General features: G+C 73.9%; 8 protein-coding genes. All 8 read right to left on the bottom strand.

The annotated features are described in order from the left end of the window. Window position 1: 1 nt before the first annotated feature. Entirely contained in the window at window positions 2–739 is a 738-nt protein-coding gene (locus ACIGXJ_RS31625; RefSeq protein ID WP_399652648.1) for an ABC transporter permease, read from the bottom strand. Window positions 740–787: 48 nt separating this feature from the next. Next, entirely contained in the window at window positions 788–1,696 is a 909-nt protein-coding gene (locus ACIGXJ_RS31620; protein ID WP_399652645.1) for an ABC transporter ATP-binding protein, read from the bottom strand. A gap of 166 nt (window positions 1,697–1,862) precedes the next feature. Continuing rightward, window positions 1,863–2,474: a dTDP-4-dehydrorhamnose 3,5-epimerase family protein gene (locus tag ACIGXJ_RS31615; protein WP_399652643.1), complete on the bottom strand. Its 612-nt coding sequence runs from the start codon at window positions 2,472–2,474 to the stop codon at window positions 1,863–1,865. Beyond that, window positions 2,471–3,724, bottom strand: a complete 1,254-nt coding sequence (locus ACIGXJ_RS31610) for an activator-dependent family glycosyltransferase (RefSeq protein WP_399652640.1) — start codon at window positions 3,722–3,724, stop codon at window positions 2,471–2,473. The genes ACIGXJ_RS31615 and ACIGXJ_RS31610 overlap by 4 nt, the downstream gene beginning before the upstream one ends. 16 nt (window positions 3,725–3,740) lie before the next feature. After that, window positions 3,741–4,523 (bottom strand): thioesterase II family protein, encoded by a 783-nt coding sequence (locus tag ACIGXJ_RS31605; protein WP_399652637.1) that lies wholly within the window; start codon window positions 4,521–4,523, stop codon window positions 3,741–3,743. A gap of 145 nt (window positions 4,524–4,668) precedes the next feature. After that, the gene (locus ACIGXJ_RS31600) at window positions 4,669–10,872 is read right to left on the bottom strand and encodes a type I polyketide synthase (RefSeq protein WP_399652635.1); all 6,204 of its coding nucleotides are present in this window, start codon (window positions 10,870–10,872) and stop codon (window positions 4,669–4,671) included. Between the two features lie 97 nt (window positions 10,873–10,969). Then, window positions 10,970–20,986 carry an SDR family NAD(P)-dependent oxidoreductase gene (locus tag ACIGXJ_RS31595; protein ID WP_399653291.1) on the bottom strand — a complete coding sequence of 3,339 codons (10,017 nt, stop codon included), beginning with the start codon at window positions 20,984–20,986 and terminating at the stop codon, window positions 10,970–10,972. 64 nt (window positions 20,987–21,050) lie between these two features. Continuing rightward, window positions 21,051–23,562: SDR family NAD(P)-dependent oxidoreductase (locus ACIGXJ_RS31590; RefSeq protein WP_399652632.1), on the bottom strand; the 2,512-nt coding region annotated here is incomplete at its 5' end.

Raw genomic sequence — 23,562 nt, 5'->3', positions numbered from 1 at the left:
CTCATTCCCAGCGGAACAGTCTGGCGGCCGCCGCGGTCGCGGCCACCGCCGTCACCGCGAGCACCGCGAGGTGCAGGGTGCTGGGCCAGTCGCCCTCCCAGGCGTCCCGCAGCGCCTGCAGCGCGGCGCCGAGCGGAGTGTAGTCGCCGATGGTAGACACGGCGTCCGGCAGATCCTCCTTCGGCAGGAACACGCCGCCGAAGAAGAGGCTGGGGAAGAGCAGGGACAAGCCGATCGCGGTGGCGGACTTGCTGCTCGGGGCGAGGGCCGCGACGAGCAGCCCGACGGCGAACAGCGCCCAGGTGCCGAGCGCGAAAGCGGCGAGGAAGGCGGGGAAGTCGCCGGGCATGTCGGTGTCGAAGGCGGCGGCGCCGACGACGAGCACGAGCACGGCGGAGACCACCGCGGTGACGAGGTTGATGAACAGCTGCGCGCCCAGCAGGTTCGCCGGGTGGACCGGGCTCGCGGCCATGCGGCGCAGGATGCCCTTCTCCCGGTAGGTGGCGAGCGTGGTGGGCAGCACGTTGAGCGCCAGCATGGTCAGGCACATGGACATGGCCATGGCCGGCACGAACGCGGCCATGGCGGCCTTGGTCTCGGCGTCGTCGTCGGAGTTGGTGGTGATGACGTGGAAGATGGACAGCAGCATGATCGGCAGCGCGATGACGAAGAAGACCGCGGTGGGGTCGCGCAGGAACAGCTTGCTCTCCACGGCGATGAGCTTGGTACGCCCGGACATGGGTGACGTCTCCTCGGTGCGGGGGTGGCGGGCCGGGACTCGGCGGGTTCAGCGGGCCGGCCGGGAGCCGGTGAGGGCGACGAACGCGTCGTCGAGGCTGGCCTGTTCCAGGCGCAGTTCGTTGGCCACGATCTGGTTGCGGGCCAGGACGGAGATCACCGCGTAGACGACATTGCCCTTGCCGGTGACGGTGACCTGCGAGTGGGACCGGCTGACGCTGGTCACCTCGGGCAGCGAGGTCAGCAGGGTGTCGTCCAGGGGGGCCGACGGCTTGAACCGGATGATCTGCTGCTCGTCGATGGAGGAGACCAGCCCCGAGGGCGTGTCGAGGGCGACCACCCGGCCGGACTCGATGATGGCGATGCGGTCGCAGAGCCGCTCGGCCTCCTCCATGAAGTGCGTCACGAGCAGCACGGTGACGTCCTGGGCGCGCACCTTCTCGATGAGCTTCCAGGTCTCGCGCCGGGCGTGCGGGTCGAGCGCGGTCGTCAGCTCGTCGAACACCGCGATGCGTGGCCTGCCGACGAGGGCGAGGGCGATGGACAGGCGCTGCTGCTGGCCGCCGGAGAGCGCGCCGAACGCCGTGTCGGCCTTCTCCGACAGGCCCCACTCCTCGATGAGTTCACGCCAGTCGACGGGGTTGTTGTAGAAGGAGCTGTAGAGGTCGAGCGCCTCCCACACCTTCAGTTTGGGCGGCAGTTCGCTCTGCTGGAGCTGAATGCCGATGTTCTGCCGGAGTTCGGCGACATCGGTCAGCGGATCCAGGCCCATGACGTCGACCTGTCCGCCGTCCCTTTTCCGCATTCCCTCGATGCATTCCACGGCGGTCGTCTTTCCGGCGCCGTTCGGGCCGAGAATGCCGAAGATCTCGCCTTCTTCCACATCGAAGGAGACATCGGCTACGGCGACATGTCCGCGGTATTCCTTCCGCAGATTCCTCACCTGGATCAGCGGCATTCTGGTGTGCCTTTCTCGGTCGCTTTCCTCATGCTTCCACCGTAGGGCCCGTGGGCCGGCGGCGGATCGGCCCGGCGGACGCCCACCGGGTGGATCCCGGGCATCGGCCGATCGGTTGATACCCCGCATCCACCGGTCGGCCGATACCGCTCACCGGGGGCCGCGGTCAGGCGCCGGACGGGCCCCGCCGGCCGGCGTTCAGAGCGCGGCAGGCCTCGTACGAGGGCAGCAGTCCGGCGCGTTCGGCCTCGGCGAGGGTCGGGGCACCCCGGTCCCGGTCGGAGACCAGGTACTCGACGTCGCTCGGCCAGGGCAGGCCGAGTTGCGGGTCGAACGGGTCGATCTCGTGCTCGGCGGACGGGTTGTACTCGGCCGAGTTGAGGTAGGCGGCCACGGTGCCGTCGCGCAGGGCGATGAAGGCGTGCCCGAGGCCCTCCTCGAGGTAGACCGCGCGGTAGGAGTGCGCGTCCAGCACCACGCTGTCCCAGCGGCCGAAGGTGGGCGAGCCGACCCTGAGATCGACGACGACGTCCAGCAGCTCGCCCGCGGTGCAGCACACCACCTTGGCCTGGCCGGGCGGTACGTCGGCGTAGTGCACCCCGCGGACGGCGCCGCGGCGGGAGATGCTGTGGTGGTTCTGGCCCAGACGCAGCCGTCGGCCGGTGACACGGGCGAACTCGCTCTCCGTGTAGTGGGCGACGAACGCTCCCCTGCTGTCGCGGTGCACCTCGGGGGTGAACTCCCAGGCGCCGGGCACCGCCAGCTCGCGGGCCTTCACCGGCGGTGCTCCGCGGTGCGCCGCTCCAGTTCCGCCACGACGTCGTGCGGGCTGGGCGCGGCCAGGTTCTCCTGGCGCAGCCGCTCGGCGTTGTCCCGGAAGGAGGGGTCGGTGATCAGCCGGTGCACGCCGTCGCGCAGCACGTCCGGGGTCAGCTCGGAGGCGTGGACGGCCAGTCCGGCGCCTGCCTGCTGCACGCTGAGCGCCTTGTTCCACCAGTCGGCGTAGCGGATGGTGGGGACGAGCTGCGGTACGGCGTTGGCGAGCGCGGTGCCCCAGGAGCCGAAGCCGCCGTGGTGGATGAGGACCGAGGCACTGGGCAGCAGCGCGTGCAGCGGCACGAAGTCGACCAGGCGGGTGTTGGCGGGGACCTTCTCCAGCGACTCCAGCTCCTCCGGCGGGAGGGCGGCGACGACCTCCGCGTCGAGTTCGCCGAGCGTGCCGATCATGTCGGTGACGGGCATGAACGTACCGCCGAGCGCGGCCCTGGCCGACACACCGGAGGTGAGGACGACGCGCGGCCGCTCCGGCTCCCGGCGCAGCCAGTCGGGCAGCTGCGAGGGCCCGTTGTAGGGGACGTAGCGCATCCCCAGCCGGTCCACGGTGAGCGGCAGTTGGAGGCTGGCGGGTATCTGGTCGATGCTCCACTGCCCGGTGACGACCTCCTCGTCGAAGTCGGATCCGTGGCGCCGCAGCAGTCCGCCGAGCCACTCCGCGAGCGGGTCCTCGCGGCGCTCGGGGGGCTGTTCGGCGAGCCGGGCGAGGAACACGTCGCGCATCGCGGAGTAGATGTCGATGCACCACATCAGGCGGGCGTGGGCGGCGCCGACCACCCGGGCGGCGACCGGTCCGGCGTAGGTGACGGGGTCCCAGACGACGAGGTCGGGCCGCCAGTGGCGGGCGTAGTCCACCAGGTCGTGCACCAGGCAGTCGTTGTAGGTCTGGTAGGCGAACATGACGCTGACCTTGAACTTCATCAGCACCTGTTCCCAGCTGTGGGAGTCGAGGACCGGATCGCTCCAGTCCGACAGGGGGTTCTCCAGCGAGTCGCGGTTCTCCTTGAGCATCTCGTGCAGGTTGTGGTCGGTGCCCAGGGAGACGGCGGTCAGGCCGGTGCTCATGATGGGGCCGGCCAGGGCGGGGCTGCTGGCCACGCGCACCTCGTGGCCGGCGGCCGACAGCGCCCAGGCGAGCGGAACCATGGTGTACAGGTGCGACCGCTCGGACACGGTGGCGAACAGGATGCGCATCGTCGGGGACCTCGTCTCAGAGGGAGGGGTGGGCGGGTGCGGCCGTCGCGCTGCGGAGCGTGTCCGCGATGACGTCGGCCACCGCCGCTCTCTGCTCCCCGAGGTAGAAGTGGCCGCCGGGGAAGACCCGCAGGCGGAACGAGCCGGAGGTGTGCGCCTGCCAGGACGCGACCTCGTCGACCTCGACGCGTTCGTCACGGTCGCCGGTGAGGGCGACGATGTCGCAGCGCAGCCGGGGGCCGGGCCGGTACTGGTAGGTCTCCGCCGCCTTGTAGTCGGCGCGGATGGCGGGCAGGGCGACGCGCAGCAGTTCGGCGTCGCCGAGGATGCGGGCGTCGGTTCCGCTGACCCGCTGCAGTTCGGCGATGATGCCGTCGTCGTCGAGCCGGTGGATGTCGTTGCTGCGGTGCCGGGAAGGGGCGGGCCGGCCGGAGGCGAAGAACGCCACCGGCACGGTGTCGCGTTCCCCTTCGAGCAGCCGGGCCAGCTCGAAGCCCACGCTGGCGCCCATGCTGTGGCCGAACAGCGCGATCGGCCGGTCCAGGCGCGGGCGCAGCACCGTGAAGATCTCCCGGGCCAGTTCGGGGACGCTCTCTATGAAGGGGTCGCGCCGCCGGTCCTGGCGGCCCGGGTACTGCACGGCCAGCGCCTCCACGTGTGGGGGCAGCAGCTCCGACAGCGGGTGGTAGAAGCTCGCCGCGCCGCCGGCGTGCGGCAGGCACACCAGGCTGATCTCGGCCTGCGGGCGCGGATGGAACCTGCGCAGCCACAGGCTCTCGTCCGTTGCGGGCAATGCCATGGGTCTTCTCTTTCCTCTCTCGTCCGGCGCGTGCGGCCGGTTCTCTTCCGGCGGGTACGGCCGGTTCTCGTCCGGGCCGTGCGGCCGGTTCTCTTCCGGCGGGTACGGCCGGTTCTCGTCCGGCCCGTGCGGCCGGTTCGCGGGGTCAGCCGGTGGTGCGGGGCAGCCGCTCGATCCAGTCCTCGATGGCCTGCGCGGTCGGGGAGGAGAAGTCCTCCATCATCGTGAAGTGGTTGCCGCGCACGTCGACGACGTCGTGGGGCAGGTCCCAGTAGGAGCGCCAGTCGGGCAGTTCCTCCAGCCGGACGGATCCGGTGGGCAGCGGCTCGGTCGCCCGTACCAGCAGGGTCGGGGTCTCGACGGGCTTGGGCTGCCAGGTGCCGAACAGGCTCAGATACCAGCCCATGGCGGACAGCCGGGCGTCGTCCATGGTGACGAAGACGCCCTCGCGCTCGGTCATTCCGTCCATGAGGGACAGCCCGAACTGGGTGAGGATGCTGCTCTGCGGCACATAGGTGTCGACCAGGACGACCGCCGCCGGCCGGATGCCCATCTCCTCCAGGTGGCCGGCCGCGGCGTGGGCGAACCAGCCGCCCGCCGAGGAGCCCAGCAGCACCACGGGCGCACCGTCGGCGGCTTCGGCGACGGCTCTGGCCTGCGCCGCGACCACGGCGTCCGCGGTCTCCGGAAGGCTCTCGCCGCGCCCGAAGCCGGGCAGCGCCAGAGCGGAGACGTTGCGCCGGCCGCGCAGCGAGGCGGCGAACCGGGCGTACTGGTGGACGCCGGCGACGGCGAGGCAGGAGGAGAAGCAGAACAGGTGGTGTTCGGCCGGCCCCTTGCTGAGCCGCACGGGAGTGGGCAGCCGGTCGAGGTCGTCGGGGGTCTCGAACCTCGGGCGCAGGGCGGCCGTCGCGTGCAGCAGGTCGAAGATCTCCTTCCATTTGCCGGTCTCGAACGCCTGGGTGTACAGCGCGCCGAGTGTGGTCGACTCACCCTCGGCCGGTGCCGCCGCCGAGGTGGGCGCCCGGTCGGGGGCGTCCGTGGCGGGTGCGGCGGCGAGTTCCGACCACAGCCGGGCGGCGAGGTCGGCGGGGGTGTCGTGGTCGAAGACGAGCGTGGCGGGCAGTCGGAGGCCGGTGGCCGCGTTGAGCCGGTTGCGCAGTTCGACCGCGGTGAGCGAGTCGAAGCCGGAGTCGACGAACTCGTGCCCGGCCTCCACGGCGGAGGCGTCCGCGTGCCCGAGGACGGTGGCCACCTGGGTGCGCACCAACTCGAGGAGCAGCGCCCGCTGTTCGTCCTCGGCCAGTCCGGCGAGCCGCCCGCGCAGCGAGCCGCCGTTCCCGGCGGGTGCCGGACCGCTCGTGCCGGACCGCCGGGCCGGGGCGCGCACCAGCCCGCGCAGCAGCGGCGGTACGGATCCGGAGGCCGCGGACGCGCGCAGGCCGGTGAGGTCGACGCGCATCGGGATGAGCAGCGCTGTGTCGAGGCCGAGGGCGGTGTCGAGGAGTTCCAGGCCCTGTTCGGGGGTGAGCGGGGCGATGCCGGAGCGTGCGGTCTGGGTGGTGTCGACCTGGCTGGTCATGCCGCCGGAGGGGGCCCACAGACCCCAGGCGAGGGAGTGGGCGGGCAGTCCCCGGGCCCGGCGGTGCTGGGCCAGCGCGTCCAGAAAGGTGTTGGCGGCGGCGTAGTTGCCCTGGCCCGCGCCGCCGAGGACGCCGGCGGCGGAGGAGAACAGCACGAACGCGGACAGGTCGTGGTCGCGGGTGAGTTCGTGCAGGTGGAGCGCGGCGTCGACCTTGGGCCGCAGCACCCGGTCCACCCGCTCCGGCGTCAGCGAGGAGACGACCCCGTCGTCGAGCACTCCCGCCGTGTGCACCACGGCCGTCAGCGCACGCTCCGCCGGGATGCCGGCCAGCACCCCGGCCAGCGCCTCCCGGTCGGCCACGTCGCACGCCGCGAAGCCCACCGACTCCGCACCCGACGCCCGCAGCTCCTCGGCGAGTTCGGCGGCACCCTCCGCTCCGGCACCCCGCCTGCTCACCAGCAGCAGATGCCGCATCCCGTGCGCCGCCACCAGGTGACGGGCCACCAGGCTGCCGAGGCTTCCGGTGGCGCCGGTGATCAGTACGGTGCCGTCCGGGTCGAGGGCCGTCGCCGCCGCGGCCTCGGTGCGGGCGCGGGACAGCCGCGGGGTGTGGGAGACACCGCGGCGCAGGGCGAGCTGGGCCTCACCGGTCGCGAGGGCGGCGGGCAGCGCCCGTACGGACGCCTCGTCCTCGTCCAGGTCGGCCAGCACGAACCGCTCCGGGTTCTCCGACTGCGCCGAGCGCACCAGGCCCCAGACGGCCGCGTGCGCCAGATCCGCCACGCCGTCCCCGGGCTCGGCGGCCACCGCGCCCCGGGTCAGGAACACCAGCCGCGCGTCCGCGAACCGCTCCTCCGCCAGCCAGCCCTGCACCAGCTCCAGGGCCTCGTACACCGCTTCCCGCACCCCGGCCGTGTCGGGCCGGCAGGAGACGAACACCGCGCCGGGGACCGCCGTACCGGCGTCGGCGGCGGCGCGCAGCGACTCCAGGTCGGCGTACGACTCCAGGTGGACGCCGCTGTCGAACATCGTCTCGGTGATCTTCAGGCCGTCGTCCCCGACCAGTGCGGCGCGGGGCAGGGCCGCGGCGGCCGCGGCGGCCGGGGCGGCGGGCCAGTCGAGCCGGAAGAGGGCGTCGCTGGCCGCGGCACGCGCGGTGCCGACCTGATCGTCCGCCATCTTGCGCAGCAGCAGGCTCTCGACGGTCGCCACGGGCTGTCCGGCCGCGTCCGCCACGAAGAGGGACACGCCGTCCGGTCCGGCCGGGGAGATGCGCACCCTCAGCTCGTCCGCCCCGAAGGCGTGCAGGGTCACGCCGGTCCAGGAGAACGGCAGCCGTCCGCGGGCGGTGTCCGTGTCCTGCTCCCCGTCGAAGAGGGTACCGAGGGCGATGCCGTGCAGGGCGGCGTCGAGCAGGGCCGGGTGCAGGCCGAAGTCGGCCGCGCTCTCGTGCAGTTGCCGGGGCAGGCTCACCTCGGCGAACACCTCGTCGCCCCGCAGCCAGGCGGCGCGCAGCCCCTGGAACGCCGGGCCGTACGCGAACCCGTTCGCCGCGTACCGCTCGTAGAGGTCGCTGACGTCGAGCTCGGTCGCGTCGGCGGGCGGCCACGCGGTCAGCTCGTCGGCGGCCTCCGGCGACGTCGGGAGGAGGGAACCGGTGGCGTGCCGGGTCCAGGGCTCGCCGAAGCCGGCGCCCTCGGGACGGGAGTGCACGGACAGCGGGCGCCGGCCGTCGTCGTCGGGCGCGCCGACGGTCACCCGCACGACGGCGGCGGCCCGTTCGGTCAGGACGAGCGGCGCTCCCAGTGTCAGCTCCTCCACCAGGCCGTAGCCGACCTGCTCCCCCGCGCCCACGGCCAGTTCCAGGAAGGCCGTGCCCGGGAACAGCACCGATCCGGACACCGCGTGGTCCGCCAGCCACGGCTGCCCGCTCACCGACAGCCGGCCGGTCAGCACCAGCGCGTCCGACTCGGGCAGCTCCACCGCCGCGCCGAGCAGCGGATGCCCCGCGGCACCGAGTCCGGCCGACGTCACATCGCCCGCGTCCGGTGTCGAATCCAGCCAGAAGCGCCGGCGTTGGAAGGCGTACGTCGGCAGCTCCACGAGCCTGCCGCCCCTTCCGGCGAGGACCGCCGGCCAGTCCACCGTGCCGCCGTCGGCGAAGAACCGGCCGATTCCCGCCAGCAGACTCTCCGGCTCGGGACGGTCCTTGCGCAGCAGCGGCGCGAACAGGCCGCCGTCCACGCACTGCTGGCCCATCGCGGACAGCACACCGCCGGGTCCGACCTCGATGTAACGGCGTACACCCGCCGACTCCAGCGCCCGCATGCCGTCCGTGAAGCGGACCGCCGCGCGCACGTGGCGCACCCAGTACCCGGGCGAGGTCAGCTCCTGCGGGTCGGCCATCGCGCCGGTCACGTTGGACACGACGGGAATCCGCGGGGGGTGGTAGGTGACGGAGGCGGCCACCTTCTCGAACTCCGCCAGCACCGGCTCCATCAGCGGCGAGTGCGAGGCGACGGATATGCGCAGCCTGCTGGCCTTGAACCCGGACGCGGCCGCGATCTCCTCCACGGCCTTCGCCTCGCCCGAGATCACCGTGGAGACGGGGCCGTTGACGGCGGCGATCGACACCTTGTCCTCGTAGCCCGCCAGCAGGGGACGCACCACGTCCTCACCGGCCTGCAGGGCGATCATCGCGCCGCCCGCCGGGAGCGCCTGCATCAGCCCGGCCCGCGCGGCGACCAGACGGCAGGCGTCCTCCAGCGAGAACACGCCCGCCACATGCGCCGCCGCCAGCTCCCCGACCGAATGGCCCAGCAGGAAGTCGGGCTCGACACCCCACGAGGTCACCAGCCGGAACAGCGCCACCTCCAGCGCGAACAGCCCCGTCTGCGTGAACAGCGTCCGGTCCAGCAGGTCGCCTTCCGTGCCGAGGACGACGTCCTTGAGCGGTGCGGGCAGCCGGGGGTCCAGCAGCGCGCAGACCTCGTCGAAGGAGGAGGCGAACACCGGGAAAGCCTCGTACAGTTCACGGCCCATCCCGAGCCGCTGGGCGCCCTGGCCGGTGAACAGCACGGCCGTACGGCCCGCGCCCACGGCTCCCGGCTCGACCAGCCCGTCCGCGACCTGCTCCAGGCCGCGCAGCAGTTCCTCGCGGTCCGCGCCGACCACCACCGCCCGGTGGGACAGCGCGGCACGTGACGTGACCAGCGACAACGCTACGTCCGCCGGCGCCAGTTCGGGACGCCCGGCGACGAACGCCCGCAGCCGCTCGGCCTGTGCGCGCACCGCCTCCGGCCCGCGCCCCGACACGACCCACGGCACGACCCCCGGAGCGGCGACGGCCACCGGCTGCTGCTCCGGCTCCTCCGGCTGCTCCTCGGGGGCCTGCTCCAGGATGACGTGCGCGTTCGTGCCGCTGAAGCCGAAGGAGGAGACGCCGGCGCGGCGGGGGCGGCCGGTGTCCGGCCAGTCGCGGGCCTCGGTGAGCAGTTCGACCGCGCCCGAGGACCAGTCGACGTCCGCCGAAGGGGCCTCGGCGTGCAGCGTCTTGGGGAGCACTCCGTGCCGCAGGGCCATGACCGTCTTGATGACGCCGCCGACGCCGGCGGCCGCCTGCGTGTGCGCGATGTTGGACTTCAGGGAGCCCAGCCACAGGGGCCGGCCCTCGGGACGGTCCTTGCCGTACGTCGCGAGGAGGGCGCCCGCCTCGATCGGGTCGCCGAGCGAGGTGCCGGTGCCGTGGGCCTCGACGGCGTCCACGTCGGCCGCCGTCAGACCCGCGTCGGCGAGGGCGGCCCGGATGACGCGCTGCTGCGAGGGGCCGTTCGGGGCGGTCAGGCCGCTGCTCGCGCCGTCCTGGTTGACCGCGCTGCCCCGGACCACCGCCAGCACCCGGTGTCCGTTGCGGCGCGCGTCGGACAGCCGCTCCACCACCAGCATGCCGACGCCCTCGCCCCAGCCGGTGCCGTCGGCGTCCGCCGAGAACGCCTTGCAGCGGCCGTCGGTGGCGAGGCCCCGCTGACGGCTGAAGTCGACGAACGCGACCGGCGTCGACATCACCATCGAGCCGCCCACCAGCGCCAGCGAGCACTCCCCCCGGCGCAGCGAGTGTGCGGCGAGGTGCAGGGCGACCAGGGAGGAGGAGCAGGCGGTGTCGACCGTGACGGCCGGGCCCTCCAGGCCGAAGGTGTAGGAGATGCGGCCGGAGGCGATGCTGCCCGAGCCGCCGCTGCCGACGTAGCCCTCCACGTCCTCGGGCACGTCCCGCAGCCGCGAGCCGTAGTCCTGGTACATCACGCCGGCGAACACACCGGTGCCGCTGCCCTTCAGGGAGGTCGGGTCGATGCCGGCCCGCTCCACGGCCTCCCACGCCGTCTCCAGCAGCAGCCGCTGCTGCGGGTCCATGGCGAGGGCCTCGCGCGGGGAGATCCCGAAGAACGCCGGGTCGAAGTGGTCGGCGTCGGCGATGAAGCCGCCCTCCCGGGCGTAGCTCGTGCCCGGCTTGTCGGGGTCGGGGTCGTACAGCGCGTCCAGGTCCCAGCCGCGGTCGGCGGGGAAGCCGCCGATCGCGTCACGGCCGGCGGCCACCAGGTCCCACAGGTCCTCCGGTGAGGTGACCCCGCCGGGGTAGCGGCACGCCATGCCGACGACGGCGATCGGCTCCCGGTCCCGCCCCTCGGCGTCCGCGAGGCGCTGGCGAGTGCGGTGCAGATCCGTGGTCACGCGCTTGAGATAGTCGCGGAGCTTGTCCTCGCTCACCTTTACCGCCCGTTTCTTTGCGAATGCCGTTGAAGTCTCGGAGTTGAGGAGCGCCCACGGGCACCGGCGGGTGCCCGTGGGTCTTTCGAGGGGTGTTTCAGGACAGGCCGAGTTCGTTCTCGATGAAGTCGAAGATCTCGTCGTCCGAGGCGGAGTCGATGCGGGTGGACACGGCCGTGTCGCCGCCTGCGCCCGGGTCCGCGCCCAGCTGCGCCAGCAGGTCCTGGAGGCGCCCGGCGAGCCGGGCACGGGCCTCCTCGTCGGCCGCGAACCCGGGCATCTGCCGTTCCAGTTCGTCGAGTCCGGGGAAGACCGCACCGGCGGCGGAGTACTCCTCCGGTGCGAGCTCGGACTCCAGGTACCGGGCGATCGCCTGGGAGGTCGGCTGGTCGAAGAGCAGGGTGACCGGCAGGCGCAGCCCGGTGGCCCGGCCGAGCTGGTTGCGCAGTTCGACGGCGGTCAGCGAGTCGAAGCCGAGGTCGAGCAGGCCCCGTTCGGCGTCCACGGCCGTGGCGTCGGTGAAGCCGAGGACGTTCGCCGCGGTCGTCTGGACCAGGTCCAGCAGGAAGCGGCCGCGCTGGGGCTCCGGCAGCGTGGACAGGTGCTGCCGCAGCCCGCCCTCGGGGCGGGTGCCCGGTCCGGCGGCTGCCGCGCCACGCCTGGCGGCCTTGCGGCGGGGTGCCCCGACCAGACCGCGCAGCAGCGCCGGCACGGGGCCGGGCTGGGCGGCGAGGGCGGCCGTGTCCAGCCGCATCGGCAGCACGACCGGAAGGTCCAGGGCGCGGGCGGTGTCGAACAGCTCCGCGCCCTCCGCCGAGGAGAACGGCACGATGCCACCGCGGGCCAGCCGGGACAGGTCGGCGCCGTCCAGCTTGCCGGTCATGTCGCTGCGCTCCGCCCACAGGCCCCACGCCATCGACTGCACCGGGAAGCCCTGGGCCCGGCACTGCTGGGCGAAGGCGTCGAGGAAGGCGTTGGCCGCCGAGTAGTTGCCCTGGCCCATGCCGCCGAACGACCCGGCGATGGAGGAGAACAGCACCAGGGCCGCCAGGTCATGGTCGCGGGTGAGTTCGTGCAGGTGGAGCGCGGCGTCGACCTTGGGCCGCAGCACCCGGTCCACCCGCTCCGGCGTCAGCGAGGAGACGACCCCGTCGTCGAGCACTCCCGCCGTGTGCACCACGGCCGTCAGCGCACGCTCCGCCGGGATGCCGGCCAGCACCCCGGCCAGCGCCTCCCGGTCGGCCACGTCGCACGCCGCGAAGTCCACCGACTCCGCACCCGACTCCCGCAGCTCCTCGGCGAGTTCGGCGGCACCCTCCGCTCCGGCACCCCGCCTGCTCACCAGCAGCAGATGCCGCATCCCGTGCGCCGCCACCAGGTGACGGGCCATCACCGCGCCGATGGTGCCGGTGGCACCGGTGATCAGCACGGTGCCCTGCGGGTCCCAGGCGGGCACCTCGGCGGGCTCGGCCGTCCCGGGCACGACCGCGAGCCGGGCGGCGCGTACCTCGCCGTCCCGCAGGGCGAGCTGGGGCTCACCGGTCGCGAGGGCGGCGGGCAGCGCGGGGTGCAGAAGTCCGGCCGGGCCTGCCTCCCCGGCGCCCGGCGACTCGCCGTCCCCGCCGACCGCGTCGTCCACGTCCGCCGCGTCGTCCAGGTCGACCAGCACGAACCGCTCCGGGTTCTCCGACTGCGCCGACCGCACCAGACCCCACACCGCCGCCTGCCCGAGGTCCGCCACACCCTCGCCGGGCTCCACGGCCACCGCGCCCCGGGTCAGGAACACCAGCCGCGCGTCCGCGAACCGCTCCTCCGCCAGCCAGCCCTGCACCAGCTCCAGGGCGTGGTGGACGGCTTCGCGTACGCCGGCCGCGCCGGGCCGCGAGGCCCCGCACGGCACGAGCACCACGCCGGGCACCGGCTCGGAGCTCCGCGCGAGCTCGGCCAGGCTCGTGGTCCGCACGGTCGCGGGCAGGGCCCCGCCGGTGCCGCCCAGCACCGCCCAGCGCTGTCGGTCCGGCGACGGCTTCGCGGGCCGCGGCTCGGTCCAGTCGAGCCGGTACAGGGACTCGTGGACGCCGCCCGAGGTGCCGAGCCGCTCGGGCCGCTTGCGCAGGACGAGCGAGTCGACCGTGGCCACCGGCTGCCCGATGGCGTCCGCCACCGTCAGGGCGACCGTGTCGGTCCCGTTGGGGGTGAGTCGTACGCGTACCTCGCTCGCGCCCGAGGCGTGCAGGGTCACCCCCGTCCAGGAGAACGGCAGCCGGCCCTCGCCCGCCTGGAGCATGGGCCCGAGGGCGATGGTGTGCAGGGCGGCGTCGAGCAGCGCGGGGTGCAGGCCGTAGGCGCCGGCCGCGCTGTGCAGCTCCTGCGGCAGGCGGACCTCGGCGAACACCTCGTCGCCCCGCAGCCAGGCGGCGCGCAGCCCCTGGAACGCGGGCCCGTACCCGAACCCGTTCCCGGCGAACCGTTCGTAGAGGTCCTCCACGTCCACCGGCTGCGCGCCCTCCGGCGGCCACACGCCGCCCAGGTCGTACGAGCCCGGGGCGACCTCCGCGGACAGGACGCCGGTGGCATGGCGGGTCCAGGCCGCGTCGGTGTCGGCGTCCTGCGGGCGGGAGTGGATGCTGATGGCGCGGCCGCCGTCCTCGTCCGGCGCGGCGACGCTGATCTGCACGGTGACTGCGGTGCGCTCGGTCAGGACCAGGGGCGCCTCCAGGGTCAGCTCCTCGACCCTGCCGCACCCGGCCTGCTCCCCCGCACCCATCGCCAGCTCCAGGAACGCGGTCCCGGGGAACAGCACCGACCCCGACACCGCGTGGTCCGCCAGCCACGGCTGCCCGCTCACCGACAGCCGGCCCGTCAGCACCAGCGCCCCCGACTCCGGCAGGTCCACCGCCGCACCCAGCAGGGGGTGCTCAGCCGCACCGAGGCCCGCCGAGGTCACGTCGCCCGTGTCCGACGGTGCTTCCAGCCAGTAGCGGCGGCGCTGGAAGGCGTACGTCGGCAGCTCGACCCGCCTGCCGCCACGCCCGGCGAACACCTCCGCCCAGTCCACGGCGCCGCCGTCGGCGAAGAACCGGCCGATCCCGGCCATCAGGCTCTCCGCCTCGGGACGGTCCTTGCGCAGCAGCGGGACGAACGCCCCCGCGTCCACGCACTCCTGACCCATCGCGGACAGCACACCGCCCGGACCGACCTCGACGTAACGCCGAACACCCGCCGCCTCCAGCGCCCGCATACCGTCCGCGAAACGCACCGCCTGACGCACATGCCGCACCCAATAACCGGCAGTCGTCAGTTCCTCCGGCCCGGCGACGGCACCGGTCACGTTCGACACCACCGACAACCGGGGTGCCTGGTAGGTGACAGAGGCGGCCACCTGCTCGAACTCCGCGAGCATCGGCTCCATCAACGGCGAGTGGAACGCATGCGAGACCACCAGCCGCTTGGCCTTCACACCCGACAGCTCCGCCAACTGCAGAACGGACTCCTCGTCACCGGAGACGACCGTCGACAACGGCCCGTTGACCGCCGCGATGGACACCCGGTCCTCACAGCCCTCCAGCAGCCCACGCACCACGTCCTCACCGGCCTGCAGCGCGACCATCGCGCCGCCCGCCGGGAGCGCCTGCATCAGCCGGCCCCGCGCCGCCACCAGACGGCACGCGTCCTCCAGCGAGAACACCCCCGCCACATGCGCCGCCGCCAGCTCACCGACCGAATGGCCCAGGACGAAATCCGCAGCGACCCCCCAAGAGGAGACCAGCCGGAACAGCGCCACCTCCAGCGCGAACAACCCCGCCTGCGTGAACACCGTCCGGTCCAGCTCGGCGGCGTCGGTGCCGAAGACGACGTCCCTCAGCGGCGTGGGCAGCTCCGTGTCGAAAAGGGCGCAGATCTCGTCGAATGCCTCGGCGAACACCGGGTGGGCCTCGTACAACTCGCGGCCCATCCACAGCCGTTGAGCACCCTGGCCGGTGAACAGCACCGCGGTCCGGCCCGAACCCGCCACACCGGGCTCGACCACACCGTCGGCGATCTGCCGCAGCCCCTGGAGCAGCTCCTCGCGGTCCGAACCGGTCACCACCGCACGGTGCGAGAACGCCGCACGGGACGTGACCAGGGACAACCCGACATCCGCCGGGGTCAGCCCGGGACGCTCGGTGACGAACGCCCGCAGCCGCTCGGCCTGAGCCCGTACGGCCTCGGCTCCGCGTCCGGAAACCACCCAGGGCACCGCACCGGGTGCGGCGGCCGAGGGCGGCTCGGGCGTCTGCTCCGGGGCCTGCTCCAGGATCATGTGGACGTTCGTGCCGCTGACGCCGAAGGAGGAGACGCCGGCGCGGCGGGGGCGGCCGGTGTCCGGCCAGTCGCGGGCCTCGGTGAGGAGTTCCACCGTGCCGGACGTCCAGTCGATGTCGGGGGACGGCTCGTCGGCGTGGAGGGTCCGCGGGAGCACGGCGTGCTCCAGGGCCAGCACCGTCTTGATCACGCTCGCGATGCCGGAGGCCGCCTGGGTGTGGCCGATGTTGGACTTCAGGGAGCCGATCCACAGGGGCGGGCCGTCACCGCGTTCCTTGCCGTACGTCGCGAGGAGGGCGCCCGCCTCGATCGGGTCGCCGAGCGAGGTGCCGGTGCCGTGGGCCTCGACGGCGTCCACGTCGGCGGCCGTGAGGCCGGAGTTGGCGAGGGCCTGACGGATGACGCGCTGCTGGGAGGGGCCGTTGGGGGCGGTCAGGCCGTTGGAGGCGCCGTCCTGGTTGACCGCGCTGCCCCGGACCACCGCCAGCACCCGGTGGCCGTTGCGGCGCGCGTCGGAGAGGCGCTCCAGCAGGACCATGCCGACGCCCTCGGCCCAGCCGGCGCCGTCGGCGTCGGCGGAGAAGGCCTTGCAGCGGCCGTCCGGGGACATGGCGCGCTGGCGGCTGAACTCGATGAAGGTGTCCAGGGTGGACATCACGACCACTCCCCCGGCCAGGGCCATGGTGCACTCGCCGTGCCGCAGGGCCTGGGCCGCCTGGTGCAGGGCCAGCAGGGAGGAGGAGCAGGCGGTGTCGACGGTGACGGCCGGCCCCTCCAGGCCGAAGGTGTAGGAGATGCGGCCGGAGGCGACGCTGCTGGCGCTGCCGGTGGCGAGGTAGCCCTCGAACTCCTCGGGCGCCCGGTGGAAGCGGGAGCCGTAGTCGTTGTAGCTGGCGCCGATGAACACGCCGGCCTGGGTGCCGCGGACCGTGGCCGGGTCGATGCCGGCCCGCTCGAAGGTCTCCCAGGCGGTTTCCAGCAGCAGCCGCTGCTGCGGGTCGATCGCCAGGGCCTCGCGCGGGGAGATGCCGAAGAACTCCGGGTCGAAGTGGTCGGCGTCGTAGAGGAATCCGCCGCCGGTGGCGTAGAAGGTGCCGGGCTTGTCGGGGTCGGGGTCCCAGTGGCGCTCGATGTCCCAGCCGCGGTCGGCGGGCAGGGCGGAGATGGCGTCCCGGCCCTCGCCGAGCAGGTCCCACAGGTCTTCGGGGGTGGTCACCCCGCCGGGGAGGCGGCAGCTCATCGCGACGATCGCGATCGGGTCGGAGTCGGCTCCGGCGGCTGCGGGGGCCGGGCCCGCGGGGGCGGCCGGTACGGGCAGGTCGCCGACGAGTTCGCCGAGCAGGTAGTCGCTCAGGGCGGTGACGGTCGGATAGTCGAAGACCAGTGTCACCGGGAGCCGCAGCCCGGTGGCGGAGTTCAGCCGGTTGCGCAGGTCGACGGCGGTGAGCGAGTCGAAGCCCAGCTCGCGGAAGGCGCGGCCGGCCTCGACGTCCGCGGGCCCGGCGTAGCCGAGCGCGGCCGCCACTTCGCCGGCGACGAGGTCGGCGAGCAGGGCGCGGGCCTCCTCCGCCGGCAGGGCGGTGAGCCGGTCGGCCAGGGCGCCGGCCGCGCCGGTGTCCCGGCCTGCCCCCGCTGCGGCGGCCTGCTGGTCGGGAGTCTGCCGGGCCTCGGGGAGGTCGTCGAGGACGGCGGCGGAGCGCAGGCCGGGCGAGGCGGCGGTCAGCCGGTCCCACTCGATGTCCGCCACGGCCACGTAGGCGTCCCCGGCGTCGAGCGCCTGCTGGAGCGCGGCGATCGCCAGGTCGGGTGCCATGGCGGGCATGCCGGTCTCCCGGAGCCGCGCCTGGACGGCGTCGTCGACCAGGCCACCGCCCGACCAGGCGCCCCAGGCGACGGAGGTCGCGGGGAGGCCCTGGGCGCGGCGGTGCTCGGCGAGGGCGTCGAGGAAGGCGTTCGCGGCGGCGTAGCTGCCCTGGCCGGGGCCGCCGAGGGTGCCCGCGAAGGACGAGAACAGCACGAACGCGGACAGGTCGCGGTCCCGGGTGAGTTCGTCCAGGTTCAGGGCCGCGTCCAGTTTGGGACGCAGCACACCGTCGGCGCGCCGCGGGGTCAGCCCGTCGAGGACACCGTCGTCGAGGACACCGGCCGTGTGGACGATCCCGCGCAGGGTGTCGCCCCGCTCGTCGAGCCGCTGGAGGAGCGCGGCGAGCGCGGCCCGGTCGGCCACATCGCAGGCCTCCAGGGTGACCTCGACACCCGACGCCCGCAGTTCTGCCGCGAGTTCGGCCGCGCCGGGGGCGTCGGGGCCGCGGCGGCTGGTGAGGACGAGGTGCTCGGCGCCGTTGCGGGCGAGCCAGCGTGCGACGTGCGCGCCCAGGCCGCCGGTCCCGCCGGTCACCAGCACGGTGCCCTGCGGCGTCCAGGGTCCCTCGGCTCCGGGGACGCCCGCCGCGGCCCGCACGAGCCGCCGCCCGTACAGACCGGGCCCGCGCACGGCGACCTGGTCCTCGCCGTCACCGGCCAGTACGGCGCACAGACGGGCGGCCAGGGGCTCGTGCCACTCGTCGGGCAGGTCCACCAGGCCGCCGAACCGCTGCGGGTGCTCGACGGCGGCGATCCGGCCGAGGCCCCAGGTCAGCGCCTGGAGCGGGCGCACGACCGGCTCGCCCGGCACGGCGGCGACGGCGCCCTGGGTGACGTACCACAGCGGTACGTCGACGCCCGCGTCGCCGAGCGCCTGGAGGAGCAGGGTGTTGAGCACGAGGCCGAGCGGCTGGGCCCGGCCCTCCTCGTAGGGCTGCTCGGCCGTGGCCAGCAGGGACAGCACACCGCCGGGCGTGCTCCCGGCGAGGGCGCCGGTGATCCGCCGGGCGAGTGCCTCCCGGTCGGCGTCCTCGGCCGTGAGCTCCATCAGCACGGGGGCCGCGCCGCTCGCGCGTAAGGCGTCGGTGATCCGCTCGGCCTGGGGGAGCCCGGCGGGCGCGAGCACGAGCCAGGTGCGGCCGGCGAGGGAGTCACCGGCGGGCGCGGCGACATGGCCCAGCTGCTTCCAAGTGATGCGGTAGCGCCAGGAGTCGAGGACTCCCTGGGGACGGCGCCGCCATGCCGCGGCGTCCGACTCCAACCAGTAGCGCTCGCGCTGGAAGGCGTACGTCGGCAGGTCCACGACCGCGCCCCGCCCGTACACCGCCGACCAGTCCACGCCGGCACCGCTCACGAACGCCTCGGCCAGCGACCGCACCACCCGCTCCGGACCGCCCTCACCCCGGCGCAGAGTGCCGAGCACCACCGCGTCCGGCACCGCCTCCTGCACCGGCAGCACCAGCACCGGATGCGCACTCACCTCCACGAACAGCCGATGCCCCGCCCCCGCCAGCGCCCGCACCGACTCCTCCAGCCGCACCGTCCGCCGCAGGTTGGTGAACCAGTACTCGGCATCCATCCGCGAGGTGTCGATCACCTCACCCGTCACCGTCGAGCACAACGCCACCGAACCACTGCGCGCCTCGATCGGCGCCAGTTCGCGCAGCACCTCCTCCCGGATCTCCTCCACCTGCGCCGAATGCGAGGCATAGTCCACCGGGATCATCCGGCCCCGCACACCCTCCGCCTCACACCGGCGAAGAATCTCCTCCAGAGCGGCAACCTCACCCGAAAGCACCGTGGAACCCGGCCCGTTGACCGCCGCCACCGACACCCGGCCCCCGGAGTCCTCCACCCACTCGCCGGCCGCCTCCGCGGACAGCCCCACCGACAGCATCCCGCCACGGCCCGCCAGCCCGCCCGCGATCGCCCGCGACCGCAACGCCACCACCCGAGCCCCGTCCCGCAAGGACAACGCCCCGGCCACCACAGCCGCCGCGATCTCCCCCTGGGAATGACCGACCACAGCCGCCGGCAGCACCCCGCACGAACGCCACACCTCCGCCAGCGACACCATCACCGCCCACAACACCGGCTGCACCACATCCACCCGGTCCAGCCCCGGCGCGCCCTCCACACCCCGCACCACATCCACCAACGACCAGTCCACGAACGCCCGCAGAGCCTCATCACACTCAGCCATCCGCGCGCCGAACACCGGCGACGACTCCAACAACTCCGCGGCCATCCCCTCCCACTGCGACCCCTGACCCGGGAACACGAACACCGGACGGGCATCCGCGACGGCAGCACCCTGGACGACGTTGTCGGCCTTGAGGCCGGCCGCCAGGGCCTCGACGCCCTTGGTGAGTTCGGCGAGTCCGGTACCGAGGACCACGGCGCGGCGGTCGAAGGTGGTGCGGGTGGTGACCAGGGAGTGCGCGATGTCGGCCGGGTTCGGGCCGGGCATGCTCTCCAGGTGGGCCAGAAGGCGTTCGGCCTGTCCGCGCAGGGCCGCCTCGCCGCGGCCCGACAGCACCCACGGCAGCACCGCACCGCCGAGGACGGAATCCCGCCCGGCCTCCGCGGCCGGGGCCTCCGTCTCGGGGGCTTGTTCCAGCACCACATGGGCGTTGGTTCCGCTCGCCCCGAAGGCGGAGACGGCGGCCCGGCGCGGCAGCCGGGTCTCGGGCCAGTCGCGGGGCTCGGTGAGCAGTTCGACCGCGCCCTCGCTCCAGTCGATCTTGGAGGAGCGTTCCTCCGCGTGGAGGGTGCGGGGCAGCAGGCCGTGGCGCAGCGCCATCACCATCTTGATGACACCGCCGACGCCGGCCGCAGCCTGCGGGTGGCCGATGTTGGACTTGAGCGAACCCAGCCACACCGGCCGGTCCTCCGGCCGGTCCTGGCCGTACGTCGCGAGCAGGGCGCCCGCCTCGATCGGGTCGCCCAGCGAGGTGCCGGTGCCGTGCGCCTCGACGGCGTCCACGTCGGCGGCCGTCAGGCCGGAGTTGGCGAGGGCCTGACGGATGACGCGCTGCTGGGCGCGGCCGCTGGGGGCGGTCAGGCCGTTGGAGGCACCGTCCTGGTTGATGGCGCTGCCGCGGACCACCGCGAGCACCGGGTGCCCGTTGCGGCGCGCGTCGGACAGCCGCTCCAGGAGCAGCATGCCGACGCCCTCGCCGAGGCCCATGCCGTCGGCGCCCTCGGCGAAGGCCTTGCAGCGGCCGTCCTGGGCGAGGCCGCGCTGCCGGGCGAAGCCGATGAGGCCCATCGGGGCGCCCATCACGGCGGCGCCGCCGGCGAGCGCCAGGGAGCAGTCGCCCTGGCGCAGGGACTGCACGGCGAGGTGCAGGGCGACCAGGGACGACGAGCAGGCGGTGTCGAGCGTGACGGCGGGGCCCTCCAGGCCGAGGGTGTAGGCGATCCGGCCGGAGGCGATGCTGGTGGACACACCGGTGACCAGGTGGCCTTCGAGTCCCTCGGGCATGTACTGCCAGTCGGGGGCGTAGCCCTGGTAGGCGGTGCCGATGAACACGCCGGTTCTGGTGTTGCGCAGGGTCGTGGGGTCGATGCCCGCGCGTTCCAGGGTCTCCCAGGAGGTCTCCAGCAGCAGGCGCTGCTGCGGGTCCATCACGGTGGCCTCGCGCGGCGATATGCCGAAGAAGGCGGGGTCGAACCGGTCGGCGTCGTGCAGGAATCCGCCCTCGGTGGCGTAGCAGGTGCCCTGCCGGTCCGGGTCGGGGTCGTAGAGGGCGGCCAGGTCCCAGCCGCGGTTGCCGGGGAAGCCGGAGACGGCGTCCCGGCCCGCGCCGAGCAGTTCCCAGAGGTCTTCGGGTGACTGGACGCCGCCCGGGTAACGGCAGCCCATCGCCACGATCGCGATCGGCTCCCGGGAGGCGGCGGTCATCTGCTGGTTGAGCCTGCGCAGTCGTTCCGTCTCCTTCAGAGACTCCCGCAGGGCGCCAACGATCTTGTCATCGGGGTTCATGGTCAGCTCCGCTTGAGTCTCGTCAGAGGTCGTTCTTGTCGTAGGCGAGGCGGACGAGGTCCTCCACGTCCAGCTCGTCGATGGATTCGGCGGGCTCCGCGTCCGGGCCGGGGTCCTGGCCGGCCGGGTCCGCGAGGCGGCGCAGTTCCTCCAGGAGGCCCGCCTCGCGCAGGCGGGCGAGCGGCACGGAGGTGAGGATCCGGCGGATCTCGGCGTCCTCCGGGTCGAGGCCGTCGTCGATGGCCGCCGCGCCCTCGGGGAAGAGGCCGGAGGTGACGTGCCGGGCGAGGTCGCGCGCGCTCGGGTAGTCGAAGACGACGGTCACGGGGAAGCGCAGTCCGGTCGTCGCGCCGAGGCGGTTGCGCAGGTCGACGGCGCTGAGGGAGTCGAAGCCGAGTTCGCGGAAGGCGCGGCCGGAGTCGACGGCGTCGGATCCGGGATAGCCGAGTACGGCGGCGATCTGGGTGCGGACCAGCGCCAGTACGGCGGCGTCACGTTCGGCCGGCGGCAGACCGGCGAGCTGGTCGCGCAGCGATCCGGACTCGTCGGCGGCGTCCTGTGCGGCCCGGGCGTCGGCGGCGAGGATCCGCGCGACCTCGGGCACCTGGCCGAGCAGCGGGCTGGGCCGGGCGGAGGTGAAGACGGGCACGAAGCGTGTCCAGTCGACGTCCGCGACGACCACGACCGTCTCGTCCCGGTCGAGCACCTGCTGGAATCCGTCGATGGCCAGCTCGGGCGACATGAACGGGATGCCGCGGCCGCGCAGTTGCTCCTCGGCCAGGTTGGCGGCCATGCCGCCCTCCTCCGGGCTCCAGATGCCCCACACCACGGAGGTGGCGGGCAGCCCGCGGGCCCGGCGCTGCTCGGCCAGGCCGTCGAGGTAGGCGTTGGCGGCGGCGTAGGCGCCGTGCTCGCCGCTGCCCCAGACGGCGGAGATGGACGAGAAGAGCACGAAGGCGTCCAGGCCGGCGTGGCCGAAGACGGTGTCCAGGTTGGCCGCGCCGGCGATCTTCGCGGTGGTCGTGCCGGCGAACTGCTCCAGGTGGGTGGCGGCGAGCGGCACCAGCACTCCGGCGCCCGCGATGTGCATGACCGTGCGGATGGCCGGCCCCTCGGACTCCACCCGGGCGACCAGGTCCCGCAGGGCCGGGAGGTCGGTCACGTCGCAGGCGGCGACCGTCACCCGGGCGCCCAGTTCGGTGAGTTCGGCGGCGAGCTTGTCGGCGCCCGGGGCGTCCGGGCCGCTGCGGCTGGTCAGCACGAGGTGCTCGGCGCCGTTGCGGGCCAGCCAGCGCGCGATCTGCGCGCCGATGCCGCCGGTCCCGCCGGTCAGCAGCACCGTGCCCCGGGGCGTCCAGGTCCCGACGGGCGATGTGGCCGCGGCGGATGCCCGTACGAGCCTGCGGGCGAGGACACCGGTGGGCCGCAACGCGAGCTGGTCCTCGTCGGCGAGGCCGGCCAGCGCCGCCCGGAGGCGGCGTGCGGTGGCCTCGTCCGGTTCCGCGGGCAGATCGACCAAGCCGCCCCACTGCTGGGGGTGTTCGAGGGCGGCGACCCGGCCCAGGCCCCACACGGCGGCCTGTGCCGGGCTGTCGAGCCGGTCGGACGCCCCGGCCGCCACCGCACCGCGCGTGACACACCACAGCCGCGCGTCGGTTCCGGCGTCGCCCAGTGCCTGGATCAGCGCGAGGGTGAGGGCGAGACCGCGGGGCACACCGGGGTGGGCGGGATGCGGTTCCCCGGCGAGGCCCAGCAGGGAGACGACACCCGCCGCGCCGGCCTCGCCGGTGGCCTCCCTCAACCGGTCGGCTACCGCGGCCCGGTCGGCCTCGCCGCCCACCTCGACCAGCGCGACCTGTGCGCCGCCGGCCGTCAGGGAGTTGCGCACGAACTCGGCCAGCGTGCTGTCAGCGCCGCCTTCCTCCACCGCGAGCAGCCAGGTTCCGGTCAGGGTGGCGGGGGCCGGGTCGGGAAGCGGGGCCCAGGTGACGTGGTAGCGCCAGGAGTCGAGGACGCTCTGCGTACGACGCCGTTGCCGCCAGGCCGCGAGGGCGGGCAGCACGTCGCTCAGGGACTCCTGCTCCACATCCAACTCGCGTACGAGTGCCGTGAGGTCCTGTGTCTCCACCGCCTCCCAGAACGCCGCCTCCACCGGGTCGGCGGCGACCTGCTCCGGGGCGGTGTCCGTCTCCAGCCAGTAGCGCTCGCGCTGGAAGGCGTACGTCGGCAGGTCCACGACCACGCCCCGCCCGTACACCGCCGACCAGTCCACACCGGCACCGCTCACGAACGCCTCGGCCAGCGAACGCACCACCCGCTCCGGACCACCCTCACCCCGGCGCAGAGTGCCGAGCACCACCGCGTCCGGCACCGCCTCCTGCACCGGCAGCACCAGCACCGGATGCGCACTCACCTCCACGAACAGCCGATGCCCCGCCCCCGCCAGCGCCCGCACCGACTCCTCCAGCCGCACCGTCCGCCGCAGGTTGGTGAACCAGTACTCGGCATCCATCCGCGAGGTGTCGATCACCTCA

It is taken from the genome of Streptomyces sp. NPDC053367 (assembly GCF_044545925.1).
GTDB lineage: Bacteria > Actinomycetota > Actinomycetes > Streptomycetales > Streptomycetaceae > Streptomyces.
This window is presented reverse-complemented; position numbering and strand designations above follow the sequence as displayed.

Bases quoted from the DNA above. Each gene is read 5' to 3' on its own strand.
- ACIGXJ_RS31625 (WP_399652648.1), bottom strand. From the start codon at position 739: ATGTCCGGGCGTACCAAGCTCATCGCCGTGGAGAGCAAGCTGTTCCTG.
- ACIGXJ_RS31620 (WP_399652645.1), bottom strand. From the start codon at position 1,696: ATGCCGCTGATCCAGGTGAGGAATCTGCGGAAGGAATACCGCGGACAT.
- ACIGXJ_RS31610 (WP_399652640.1), bottom strand. From the start codon at position 3,724: ATGCGCATCCTGTTCGCCACCGTGTCCGAGCGGTCGCACCTGTACACC.
- ACIGXJ_RS31605 (WP_399652637.1), bottom strand. From the start codon at position 4,523: ATGGCATTGCCCGCAACGGACGAGAGCCTGTGGCTGCGCAGGTTCCAT.